This is a genomic window from Endomicrobiales bacterium, from assembly GCA_023228045.1.
Lineage (GTDB): Bacteria > Elusimicrobiota > Endomicrobiia > Endomicrobiales > JALOBY01 > JALOBY01.
This window is the reverse complement of record JALOBY010000005.1, coordinates 1-12,428: the sequence shown is the minus strand read 5'-3', so window position 1 is coordinate 12,428 and position 12,428 is coordinate 1. Positions and strand designations below refer to the sequence as shown.

Genomic DNA, 12,428 nt, shown 5'->3' with positions numbered 1-12,428 from the left:
AAAATAATTTAATGTTATTTTATGAGAGGAGCGTACTGCTCAACGGTTTTAGCAAAGTTACTTTTTTCAGAAGATGGTATGCGGTTTGATGGCGGTAGTTTCATTTTAAGAAAGTTAAAAAACTTTCCACCTTGTTCAATGCGAAAATCTAAGTGTGGTCCGGTTGCAAGGCCAGTAGCGCCTACATAGCCAACAAGCTGGCCCTGCGCAACATGCGCGCCAACCCTTATTCCTTTTGCAAAACCTTTCATGTGACCATAAAATGTTATGTATCCGTTGGGGTGCTGTATTTTAACCAGTTTGCCAAAACCGCCCGACCAATTTGCAAAAATAACTTTTCCAACACCTACCGATGAAATTGGCGTTCCACTTGCGGCGGCGTAGTCAATTCCCAAATGCGGCCTAAAATGCTTTAAAATAGGGTGAAACCTTTTAAGTGTAAAAAAAGAACTAATGCGCCTAAATTGTAAAGGAGCCCTTAAAAACATTCTACCCATTGAATCGCCCTGAGGCGAGTAGTATGAACCGTCCGCTCCAGTGCCTTTATAGTATATTGCCAAGTTGTCTTTGCCCGATGCGCTGTAGCGTGCTGCAAGCACTTTTCCGTTTAATATTTTACCATCTTGCGTTACAAATTTTTCTTGCACAAATTTAAATGTATTGCCGTTTCGTGTTTCCGTAAGAAAGTCAATGTGAGATGCAAAAATGTCGGCAAAGTCAAGGATAGTTTCAGCCGATATATTTTCTTTAATCATTGACTCCCAAAGAGAGTTTGCAATAGTGCCAGAGGAAACAACAATCACTTTTGTTGCTGACCTCGTTTTTTTAAGCGCATTAATTCCATTTGAAGATTTTTCAAGCGAGTAGTAGTCAAGTCCAGGTTTGTAATAGTTAAAAGTTTGCCACACACCACAGGTGTCTGCGGTAATTTCATAATTATCGCCTACACGGCAGTAGCGCGGGTCAAACACTTTTGAAAGGTTAGTTATAATTTCAGCTTTGCTCTGTGGCGCTATGTTTGTGTAATCTAAACTTTGGCTAAGGGTGTCTCCCTCGTTAATAGTCATAGCTATCTTTTGTATTTTTGGTTCGTTTATTTTTTGGCCGCATGCCGCAAAAGTACAAACACAAAGCCCAAAAAAGAAAAATAGTTTGATAGTGTTTTTCATAGTTTAATCCTATTTTGTTCGTATTTTACAACTTTTTTCGCTTTTTGACAAATACTTTTTTATTATGGTAAAATCAACGGAAATTAAATCAATTTTCGGGGGAATAGTGGCAGAAATTAAAAGTTTCAATGGTGTGCGTTACGCTCAAAGTGAAATATCAAAACTAATTTGCCCGCCATACGATATTATTTCAGCTAAAGAAAAAACTAAGTTGCAAAAAAACTCGCCATATAATATGGTACGCTTAGAACTTTCAGACCCATCTGGCACAAAAAACAAATACGCAAATGCCGCCATGCTTTTTAATAATTGGCAGGCAGATGGGGCTCTCATAACCGACAACAAACCATCTTTCTATATATATGAACAAACATTTAAAGATGACGGCAAAACACACAAACGATGTGGTTTTTTTGCAGCATTAAAAGCGCAAGACCCTCAAAAAGGCGAAGTTAAGCCGCATGAAAAAACGCTCTCAAAACCAAAAGCAGACCGCCTAAAGTTGTTGCGTGCGGTAAAAGCAAACTTAAGCCCCATATTTGGTTTGTTTAACGATAAAAATAAAACTTTCAACAAGGTTGTAAAAGCAGTAACATCGGGTAAACCTGTTTCGGTTTGTGTAGATAAAGACGGCACAAAACAAAAACTTTGGCAATTATCCGATAAAGCTTCCTGCAAATCGCTGGAGCAGTTGCTAAAAAACCAAAACATATTTATTGCCGATGGGCATCATCGTTATGAAACAGCTTGGAACTATGCCTGTGAGCGCGCGAAGAAAGATAAAAACAGTAAAACCGCCGAATATAATTTCGTAATGGCTTATGTTTGCCCCATGGAAGATACAGGCCTTGTAGTTTGGCCAACTCACAGAGTTTTTACAAAACCTGTAAATTTTGACTCAAGAGTTGCAGAGTATTTCAAAGTTCTTTCTGCAAGTGCTTATGCGAAACTTTCAAAAACAAGTGGTTTGCAACCGTTAATGGTTTATGAAAATGCCAAAGCAAAAACACTTGTATTAAAAGATGAAAAACTTCTTGCGCGTTTTATGCCCGATAAGTGCAAGGCATATCGCAACCTTGCGGTAAGTGTGTTGCACTCAATTTTAATACCGGAACTTGTACCCGAAAAAATAACTTTTGTAAAAAATGGCAAAGAAGCGATTGCACTTGCGAAAAAGCAAAAGAACATAGCGGTACTTGTGCCGGCAACACCGGTAATTGCAATTAAAAAAATTGCGCTTGCAGGGCAAACAATGCCGCAAAAATCTACTTACTTTTACCCAAAGGTTTCAACCGGTATAGTAATACATAAGGTATAAAATGTTTAATATTTTTGACGGCGCTGTAATTGCAATAATATTTTTAATAGGCATTTTTGGTTTTAGAGTAGGTGTTTTAATGAGCCTGTTTTATTTTATTGCCGGCTTTGGCGGTGCGTGGGTTGCCCAAAGCTACGCCCGTATGCTTGGCATCAACTACTACATAGTTTTTATTGTTGCGGCACTGTTACTTTTAATTATTGGTTTTGTAATAAAAAGAGTTGTTGGCGCTCTGTTCCTTGGTTGGCTGGACAAGTCTTTAGGTTTTATAATGGGCGCGATAATTGCGTTGTGGCTTGTAATATCTGTAATGTATCCATATACTTTAAATATGGATAAAGCCGTGCGAAAAATAACATCTGCTTCTTACTTTTCGCAAAAAGTGCTGCCATGGTTAAACAATAAATTTCCGGTTTTACAAAAATTTTCAATTGGTGATGCAAAAAATGCCTTTCCACCAGTCAAAGAAACCTTTAAAAAAGAAGAATAAAAATAACCTTACCTTGGAGAGAAAATGAAGAAACTTAAACTTGGTTTGCCAAAAGGAAGTCTGCAAGAATCAACAATTGAAATTTTTAGAAAAGCAGGCATAAGGGTATCGTCAAGCGACCGCTCGTATTTTCCAGGTTGTGACGATGAAGAACTTGAAATAATGCTTGTTCGCTCGCAAGAAATGGCAAAGTATGTGCAAGATGGTGTTTTTGATGCTGGCATAACGGGCTATGATTGGATATGTGAAAGTGGCGCTGATGTAGAAGAAATTTGCGAACTGCTTTACTCAAAGTCGGGTTTTCGCCCTGTGCGCTGGGTTCTTGCCGTACCAAAAGATTCAAAAATAAATTCCCTAAAAGACCTAAACGGCAAAAGGGTGGCAACCGAGCTTATTAGTTATGTTAAAAAATATTTTGCTTTAAAAAAAATAAAGGCAGAGGTAGAATTTTCATGGGGTGCAACAGAGGCCAAAACACCTGCCCTTGTAGATGCCATTGTTGAGTTAACCGAAACGGGTTCATCGTTGCGCGCAAACAAACTGAGAATTGTAAAGGAAGTTCTTACATCTACCACTCGCCTTGTAGCAAATAAGAGCGCGTTAAAAAATGCATGGAAGCGTGAAAAAATAGAAAACTTGGCAATACTTTTAAAAGGCGCCTTAGCCGCCGAAGGCAAAGTGGGAATAAAGCTAAACTTAGAACGCAAAAATCTTAAAACCATTTTGGCAATGTTACCGGCATTGCGCAAGCCCACAATATCACAGCTTACCGATGATGGCTGGATTGCACTTGAAGTAATAATGGAAGAAAAAACACTTAAAAAACTAATACCAGCCCTTAAGCGCGCTGGTGCGGAAGGCATAATAGAGTACCCGTTGAATAAAATAATTTACTAAGGTTGAAATAAATGGAAAATAATTTTCGCGTTCGTTTTGCTCCAAGCCCAACTGGGTATTTGCACATTGGAGGTGTTCGTACAGCGCTATTTAACTGGCTATTGGCAAAACAAAAAAAAGGCACATTTATTTTGCGTATAGAAGACACCGACGAAGCCCGCTCAAATGAAGAATCGGTTGGCGCAATAATTGATGGCATGAATTGGCTTGGCTTAACTTGGGACGAAGGCCCTGGCAAAGAAAACCCAAAGTACGCGCCCTATTACCAGATGCAGCGCAAAGAGCTTGGCATATATCAAAAGTACATTGACATATTATTAGCTGAGGGCAAGGCGTATCCATGCTACTGTACCCAAGAAGAAGTAGAAAAAATGCGCCATGACGCCACTGCAAGCAAACGCCCTCCAAAGTACAACGGTACCTGTTCTTGCCTAAGCGCGGAGCAAAGAAAAGAAAAAGAAGCACAAGGCCGCACTGCGGTAATTCGTTTTAAAATGCCGCAAGAAGGCAGAGTAGAGTTTGAAGATATTGTGCGCGGTCATATGGCATTTGAAAACTCTCTTTTAGATGACTTTGTTATAATGAAAACTAATGGTGTACCAACATATAACTTTGCCTGCGTAATAGATGACCACCTTATGGAAATAAGCCATGTAATTCGCGGTGACGACCATCTTTCAAACACCCCAAGGCAGGTGCATTTATTTAAAGCACTCAATTGGAAATTGCCAATATTTGCGCATTTATCAATGATTTTAGGGCCAGACGGTTCACGCCTTTCAAAGCGCCATGGCCACACCTCAGTTTTGGAATACGAGACCGAGGGCTACTTACCAGAGGCAATGATAAACTATCTGTCATTGCTTGGTTGGGCAACTGAAGACAGCCAAAACCTATTTAAACTTGATGAGTTAATTTCAAAGTTTTCGCTTGAACGATGCTCCAAAAGCCCCGCAACATTTGACCCTCAAAAATTAGTTTGGATGAATGGGGAATATGTTCGTTCAATGGCTGCTGCTGAACTTGTTAAGCGTTTTTTCGCATGGGCTGATAAAACACCAATAAAAGACAAAATTGCTGCTTGGGACCGCTCCTTAATGGAAAAAGTAATAACACTTGAACACGAAAAAACAAAATTGCTAAAAGATGTTTATGGTTTAATTGACTTCTTTTTTAGCGAAAATGTAGAATATGTTCCCGAAGCGGTATCAAAGGTGCTTAAAACACCAACCGCGCTTGAAGTATTAAAAGAATCCGCCACGCGCCTTGCAAACAAAGACAATTTTTCTGCTGAGGCACTTGAAAAATTCGCACGCGATTTAGCGGTAGAAAAAGGCCTTAAAAACGGGCAAATATTTCACCCATTAAGGGTTAGTGTTTCGGGTAGAACGCAGGGGCCAAGTTTATTCCATATGATGGAGGTTTTGGGCTCGCAGGAAACATTGCGCAGAATAAATGTGTGTATTGAAAAATTAAGTGCGAACCCGCCATTAATTTAAACCCATAAGCGGAGAATAGTATGGAAGAAAAAAACATAAACAAAGATTTTTTAAATTTGCTTTTAATGCTTTCCTCAGCAGCATGGCAGCACCTTGGCAAAATGCCAAACGCAGTAAACGGCAAAACAGAATTAAACCTTGAAATGGCCCGCGCCATGATAGACATAATCGCAATGTTTAAAGAAAAAACACTCGGCAATTTATCCGACGAAGAAGAACAATTTTTAACAACAAATCTTGCCGATTTGCAAATTAATTATGCAGATGAAGTAAATAAAAAAATGAATTAGCTGTAATTAGTAATATTTGTCATCCCGAAACATAGTGAGGGATCTTTAAATTCCTAATCCAGAGAAGTAATTGTAATTTGTATACTTGCCCGGTGGTGTAATTGGTAACACATCTGCCTCTGGAGCAGAAGTCTCCTGGTTCGAGTCCAGGCCGGGCAGCCATCTTTCGCTAAAGCTTCAGAATGGTTTTGCCAATAATAACCAAAGCCTCATAATGGCTTGCCATCCAAAATTTCAAAATACTTTACCTGCCAAATTAAAGGTGTTAGAAGTTCAATAGATTATTCGCTTTGAACAAACAAAAATAGATTAAATAATAGGAGAAAAAATGAAAAAGTACATTGTGTGTTTGCTCCTTTTCTGTTCGTTGTTTTCTCTTTGTAGTCTTGTTGTTTACGCGGATATTGACAGTGGCAAGAATTCATATACAAGCAAAGAAGTTGAGATGAAAACCTCTACAAGAAAACTCTTTTCCGATTACCTAACATGGCAAAGGATATTTGTAGTTGAAACACTTGCCGGAGCTCAGGATGTAAGCAAGGCACAGGTCAGGCTTCAGCAAAGTCAAGATGCCATCAGCGGGATTTTCACGACCTACTACGGAGAGCCGACAGGGCCACGGATGACTAATCTTTTTAATCAGTATAATATGTTAATGGTTGATTATATGAATACGGCAAAAATTCATGGTGACAAAACTATGATTATTAATAAAATATACGATAAAATTGATGAAATTTCCGGACTCCTGAGCATGGCCAATATCAATTGGTCAAGCAATGATATATCAACCATGTTAAAGAAGTACTCCGACTCATTTATAAATGAAATTGACCTTCAAGCCAATAGCATAGGTTCTATAGATGCAAAACTTTTTGATACAACTTTTGATCAATGTATGCAAATGGCCGACACTTTTTCTTCAGGGATAGTTAAACAACATTTTTCAAAATTTTGGTAATAATGGAGTTCCGCAATCGTTAAATTGTCTTGGTTTTCAAAGAAAGCATGATATTTTAAATTCTTTTTGGATTAATAGATTATTAGGGAAGTATTATTGAAAAAGCCAAAAATAAAAACATATTTGGTAATTTATGGTAACCCCGTGGTCGCGTAGCGACTTTACGGGGATTTTTATTTTTAAGGGGCTAAAGTATGTGGTATATGTACATTCTTGAGTGTTGCGATGATAGATTTTATATTGGTATGACAAACAATGTGCAAAAGCGTTTAAGCGAACACCAATCAGGCAAAGGTGGGCGTTTCACCCGTTCTTTTGGCGTAAAAAAGTTACTCTATCAGGAAGAATACACCACCAAGCAGGAAGCAATGAAGCGAGAAGCACAGGTAAAAGGTTTTACAAAAAAACAAAAAATAACTTTGATTAATGGAAAACATTAGATATTTTGAGATGATGAAAATGACAACTGCTAAAATAATTATTCTTTCAACACTATTTCTGTTGCCTGTGTTTCTTCATGCGCATGGTCACGAGTACTTGGTTAGTAGAAAAAATATTGTTGAACAATTCAAAGGCAGGATACCTAAAGCATGGGGCGAGAAGTTGCCTGGTGTGAAAACGAGGCTTAAACCCGAACTTTGCAATGGGTTTGAGAACAGAGACAAAAGAGATGGAGGTAGTTTTGACGCAAAAACTGCAGCGAATGGTAATTCCATTAGCAAAGGTTTTGCGGATAAAAATGCCCCATATCTTTTGACGAATTCCGAATCCCATTACAAAATTCGGGTTAATACTAATGACAAGGTAATCGCTTTAACATTTGATGCTTGTGGGTCAAAGAATGATGGATATGATGAACAATTAATCAACTTTTTGGTAGCGCAAAAAGTACCGGCAACGCTTTTTATAAATAGCAGGTGGATAGATAAGTACCACAAAGAGTTTAATGGTCTTGTTGCCAATAATCTCTTTGAAATAGAAAACCATGGGCTAAATCACAGTCCTGCGTCAGTTAATGGGAAAAGTCAGTATAAAATTAAAGGTACTGCAAGCGTTGGTGAGTTGTTTGATGAAGTTGAAAAGAATGCTTTAAAAATTGAAATTTTGACTGGGAAGAAACCGCATTTTTACCGCTCAGGAACCGCTTATTATGATGATGTGGCTGTGGATGTTATCGGTGCGCTTGGCTACGAGATAGCAGGTTTTAGTGTTTTAGGCGATGCAGGTGCTACATATAAAAAAGAACAAGTGAAAAATACTCTTTTGAGTGCACCGCCCGGGTCAATAGTAATATTTCATATGAACCACCCAGAAGGCGAAACCGCAGAAGGGATAATTGAAGCAATTCCATTGTTGAAGCAACAAGGTTTCAAATTTGTTACGCTTTCCGCATATAAACTTGAGTGAAAGTATTCAAAAATAGAGTTTAGAAGCTAACTGCAATCAACTAATTTTTAATATCACTGGTTATACCAGCAGCTTTCTTAAGCATATCCATACTGATGATATAATTAAAATTTGCCTGTAGCTGTAGTAACTTCGCCTCATCAAGTGCGGTTTGGGCATTGATCATATCAAGGTTTGTTATTACGCCGTTTTCAAAACGCACTTTTGCCTGTGTGACGGCTTCAAGGGCAAGTTTTACATGAATTTCGGCAGCTTCTATTTTTTCAATGTTTGTTTCCACATCTGATATCGCCTGTTTTACCTCGGCAACAACCATATTCTCAATATCTTTTTCCTTTGATTGAGTGGAGGCGTAGTTTGCTTTTGCTTCCTTTACTTTGTTGTAGGTTTTAAAACCGCTGAATATTGGCATTTCAAATTGCGCGCCAGCTACAGTGTTTTCCAATATTGCCGACATATCGGGGAAATAAGCATTTTTGTAACCGTACTCATAAAAAAGATTGATTGTTGGATATCGTTCGGAGCCCGTTGAGCCAAGTTGCATTTTTGAGCTCATAACAATGTTCCGTGCGGCTTTTAGTTCAGGCCTTTGCGTTAGCGCAAGTGATACAAAATACCCTGCATCAACTTTCTCTTGTTGTACCTGTAATTCACCACTTACTGTAAATGGAATATCGTCGCTAAGGCATATCAGTCGCCTTAGTGTTATTGATTGTTTAGTAAGATTATTTTCTAGGTCAACTTTTTTGTTTTTCGCTTCCTCAACTTTTACCTGTATCGTTAGTACATCAAAACTTGTAGCGGAACCGCTTGCCAGTTTCTTTTGTGTGATATCTAAATATTCGCGAAGGGCGTTTAACTCCTGTTCCTGAACTTCAATACTTTTTTGCAGTAATATTATTGAGTAATATGTGTATTGAGTTTGTAGAATAAGATTTGATTTAACTGCTGTCGTATTGTTTTGCACAGCTTCAGAAGAATACTTCGCGGCTTTGTACGAATCCCATTTTTTCCCAAAATCAAAAAGTGTTTGTTTGGCGGTTATATGCGCATCGTAATTTTGTTCTGGGAAAAACTGTATCGTACCGAAACCCGGAAATGCGATTTCCGGGTCGGGTGAGAGTTTTGTGTAGCTTGCTTGAATATCAATTTGCGGTAACAACTCGCCTGCTTTTTGTTTGCTGCGGGCGATGGCTGCTTGTGCGGATTGTTCGGCATCTTTGAGTGCCAGATTATTTTCAATTAGCATGCTGATGGTTTTTTCAAGTGTCAGTTCCTTGTTTCCGTTAGATGTCTGGTTTACAAGTTCTGAGCAAAATGATGCCTGAGCTAAAACCGCCATTACCGACAGAATAGTAAATATTTTTTTCATTGTTTAACCACCCTAATATCGCGTCCCGCCTTGGCGGGACTTAGTATTTCACTTCGTTTCATACTTGGTTTGGCTAATATGATTTCGCCAAACCGCTCTACAAGGGAAAACCTTAGGTTTTCCCGTTTCGTCGTCGCTCGCACAGCTCGCTGAACCCTTTCCTAAGTTGTAAGAGAACATTTAAAGTTTAACTTTCTACTCTACTATATTATTTTTAGAATTTGAGTTGTTTCTGCTTTTGCTAAGAAATATTACTGGAAATACTGCCAGTACACTTATTACAGCCGCAACAAAGAACGCATCATCTACAGCTTGTACAAATGCTTGTTGAGCGACATGGGTACCAATAATTGCATTAGCCTGCATTGAGCTCCAATTTATTGTGTTTCCACCAGTCCACTGTACAAGCCGTGCAAGATTGGAAGAAACAGCTTTGAAAACAGCCGAGTTGACATCAACCGCTTGCCCATATAGCGCCATATGATAAATGTTTCTTTGGGTAAGAATTGTGCCGAATATTGCAATGCCAAAACTACCGCCAATTTGTCTTATAACATTAAACAACCCCGATGCCTGCGCCATTTGATGCTTTGATATGCCTGATAAGGCAAGTGAGCTTAGTGGTGTGAATAGAAGACCCATTGCAAGTCCTCGTAAGTATAGGGGAATCATTATTTGCGTATGTTCAGAAAAAAGAGATAGAGAATTATTGAGGAAAAAGCTTAAGGTTAATAATATAATGCCGGTAATTGCAGGGATTCTTGCGTCTAATTTATCCGACATTATGCCAGATATGGGGGATATCATACCCTGCAATATTCCAACAGGCAGGAACACTAATCCTGATTGATAGGCTGTATATCCAAGAGCGTTTTGTAGGTAAAGTGGCAACAGAAATGTGCTCCCGAACATGCTTAGGCCGAATATGAATAGAATAATGTTTGTGACGCCGAAATTAAAATTTTTGAATAGTTTTAAATCAACGAATGGGTGTTTAGCATTCATTTCAACAAATATGAATACCACAAACCCTATTAGAGAAATCGCAAAGCAGGAAAGTATGAAGTTTGAAGACCATCCGCCAGTATTCCATGAGGCATTTCCTTCAGATAAAGCCAGAAGCAGCGATGTTAAAAACACCGCCATTGAGAAAAACCCCCAGAAATCAAAATCGCGAACTGATTCCGACCTATATTCGCGTTGTATTACCCAAGTTGCTAACATTCCGAATATTCCTATAGGGACATTGACATCGAATATTGCCTGCCAACTAACGTTGTCAATAAGATAACCGCCTATCAAAGGCCCGAATGAAACGGAAGCCGCCGCCGCAATACCCCAAAAACCAAGCGCCATACCTCTTTGGCGTGCAGGAAACTCCCTCATAACTATTGCCATACCAACTGGCATAATAAAACCTGCACCAATTCCTTGAATTACCCGAAACGTTATCAGTGATGTTTCGTTCCATGCCAAACCGCACAAAAATGAACCTAATGTGAAAATTCCCAATGCTATAAAATATGTTCTTTTATATCCGATGTGATCGGCAACCCAACCGCATGCGGGCAGTACGATTCCGAAAGCTAGCATATAGGCGGTTATAACCCATTCAATTTTATCAATACTTGTTCCGAAAGATGCCATAATGTCCGGCAGCCCGACATTGACGATAGTTGAATCAAGCACTGCTATGAATGTACCTATCATTATGTTGACGAGTACCCACCATTTATATGAATCATGTCCGTGATGGAGCGAAGGGATACGCGCTACTAAATTATGTTTTACCGCATGATGTGGAAGTTTTGCCATATATAACCTTTTATTTAGTGTTAAGTCTTACTTCCGCGGACATTCCTGGAAGAATTCTTACCGACTCAATTTTATTGGAATCCTGGTTTAAATCAATAGATATTTTAACCGGTATTCTTTGAGTTACTTTCGTAAAGTTTCCAGAGGCATTATTTGGGGGAATCAGCGAAAATTGCGATGCTGTGTTCGCGCCGAGCTGAATTACTTTACCGGTAAATTTATGTTTTTTGTATGCGTCAATGTAAACATAAACAGTTTGGTTTAAATGAATGCGCCCAAACTTTGTTTCCTCAAGGTTTGCTGTAATCCATAAATTGGATATGTCATATACTGTCAGAATTGGCTGAGCCACTTGAACAACATCTCCTGGCATAGCCCATTTTTTGGCAACAATACCGTTCATAGGAGATTCTATTACTATGTTTTTCAGTTGGGCCCTGATAACGCCAAGCTGTGCAGATGCTGAATCAATTTGCGCTTGAGCAATGGCATCTTGCGCTTTTGCAGCCTCCAGCGACTTTTTCGCGTGATCAAACTGCTCCTTGGTAATAACATTATTTGTGAATTGGTTTTCAGCCCTTGCATAATCTTCTTCATTTTTTGAAGAGTTAACTGTTGCCAGTTCAAGGTTTTGGCGGGCGTATTCAAGCGCAGATTTTGACTGTTTTTCCTGAGCGCTGAGGTCGGAATCATCCAATTTTACAAGCACTTGCCCTGTTTTTACATTATCTCCTTCCTCTGCCTTAAGCTCAGAAATCCTGCCTGTGTATTTTGAACTAACAATAACCCTGTTGCCATCAACATAAGCGTCGTCTGTGTAAATAGTCCCAGCAATACTGAGATACCAACAAACAATTGCTATCATTACCACAGCAGCAGAAATTATAAGCGGTATCATCACCCTTTTCTTGCTGTACAATGGAACCTCGTCAATCGGCTCGTCAATTTTGCCGTTATCAGTTGATTTTTTAAGCGTTTCTTTTTTTGCATCAGCCATAATTTTCTCCTAATTTCGCCCGCCCCCTTGGGCGAGGTCTCGCTCACTCATACGAGTGAGGCGGACGTCTCACCTATCGGTGGACTTAGTATTCACTTCGTTCATACTTGGTTTGGCTAATATGATTTCGCCAAACCGCTCTACAAGGGAAAACCTATGGTTTTCCCGTTTCGTCGTCGCTCACTTCGTTCGCTGAACCCTTTCCTAAGTTGT

Annotated in this window: 12 protein-coding genes and 1 tRNA gene; 9 read left to right on the top strand and 4 right to left on the bottom strand. The window is 39.1% G+C overall.

Annotated features, from left to right (window positions below; all coding sequences use genetic code 11):
- Positions 1-14: 14 nt before the first annotated feature.
- Positions 15-1,169 carry a M23 family metallopeptidase gene (locus M0Q46_01925; protein ID MCK9582369.1) on the bottom strand — a complete coding sequence of 385 codons (1,155 nt, stop codon included), beginning with the start codon at positions 1,167-1,169 and terminating at the stop codon, positions 15-17.
- 106 nt (positions 1,170-1,275) lie between these two features.
- On the opposite strand from M0Q46_01925, the gene M0Q46_01920 reads away from it, so the two are divergent.
- The 9 genes from M0Q46_01920 to M0Q46_01880 all read left to right on the top strand — a co-directional run bounded on the left by M0Q46_01920 (position 1,276) and on the right by M0Q46_01880 (position 8,031).
- Positions 1,276-2,487: a DUF1015 domain-containing protein gene (locus M0Q46_01920; protein ID MCK9582368.1), complete on the top strand. Its 1,212-nt coding sequence runs from the start codon at positions 1,276-1,278 to the stop codon at positions 2,485-2,487.
- Between the two features lies 1 nt (position 2,488).
- Positions 2,489-2,977, top strand: coding sequence for a CvpA family protein (locus M0Q46_01915; GenBank protein MCK9582367.1), 489 nt, complete (start codon positions 2,489-2,491; stop codon positions 2,975-2,977).
- Positions 2,978-3,001: 24 nt separating this feature from the next.
- Complete coding sequence (gene hisG / locus M0Q46_01910; GenBank protein ID MCK9582366.1) at positions 3,002-3,874, top strand: ATP phosphoribosyltransferase; 873 nt, start codon at positions 3,002-3,004, stop codon at positions 3,872-3,874.
- 11 nt (positions 3,875-3,885) lie between these two features.
- Positions 3,886-5,373, top strand: coding sequence for a glutamate--tRNA ligase (gene gltX / locus M0Q46_01905; GenBank protein MCK9582365.1), 1,488 nt, complete (start codon positions 3,886-3,888; stop codon positions 5,371-5,373).
- 20 nt (positions 5,374-5,393) lie between these two features.
- Positions 5,394-5,663 carry a DUF1844 domain-containing protein gene (locus tag M0Q46_01900; GenBank protein MCK9582364.1) on the top strand — a complete coding sequence of 90 codons (270 nt, stop codon included), beginning with the start codon at positions 5,394-5,396 and terminating at the stop codon, positions 5,661-5,663.
- An 86-nt stretch (positions 5,664-5,749) separates the two neighbouring features.
- Positions 5,750-5,825 (top strand) — tRNA-Gln (locus M0Q46_01895).
- Positions 5,826-5,991: 166 nt separating this feature from the next.
- On the top strand, positions 5,992-6,624 hold the full coding sequence (locus tag M0Q46_01890; GenBank protein ID MCK9582363.1) for a hypothetical protein: 633 nt from the start codon (positions 5,992-5,994) through the stop codon (positions 6,622-6,624).
- Between the two features lie 194 nt (positions 6,625-6,818).
- Positions 6,819-7,064 (top strand): GIY-YIG nuclease family protein, encoded by a 246-nt coding sequence (locus M0Q46_01885; protein ID MCK9582362.1) that lies wholly within the window; start codon positions 6,819-6,821, stop codon positions 7,062-7,064.
- The gene (locus M0Q46_01880) at positions 7,051-8,031 is read left to right on the top strand and encodes a polysaccharide deacetylase family protein (GenBank protein ID MCK9582361.1); all 981 of its coding nucleotides are present in this window, start codon (positions 7,051-7,053) and stop codon (positions 8,029-8,031) included. Before M0Q46_01885 ends, M0Q46_01880 begins: the two co-directional genes overlap by 14 nt.
- A gap of 40 nt (positions 8,032-8,071) precedes the next feature.
- Here the strand turns inward: M0Q46_01880 and M0Q46_01875 are convergent, their stop codons facing one another.
- The 3 genes from M0Q46_01875 to M0Q46_01865 form a co-directional block, all read right to left on the bottom strand.
- Positions 8,072-9,403, bottom strand: a complete 1,332-nt coding sequence (locus M0Q46_01875) for a TolC family protein (GenBank protein MCK9582360.1) — start codon at positions 9,401-9,403, stop codon at positions 8,072-8,074.
- Between the two features lie 195 nt (positions 9,404-9,598).
- Positions 9,599-11,218, bottom strand: a complete 1,620-nt coding sequence (locus tag M0Q46_01870) for a DHA2 family efflux MFS transporter permease subunit (GenBank protein ID MCK9582359.1) — start codon at positions 11,216-11,218, stop codon at positions 9,599-9,601.
- 10 nt (positions 11,219-11,228) lie between these two features.
- Positions 11,229-12,215: an HlyD family secretion protein gene (locus M0Q46_01865; GenBank protein ID MCK9582358.1), complete on the bottom strand. Its 987-nt coding sequence runs from the start codon at positions 12,213-12,215 to the stop codon at positions 11,229-11,231.
- Positions 12,216-12,428: the final 213 nt, after the last annotated feature.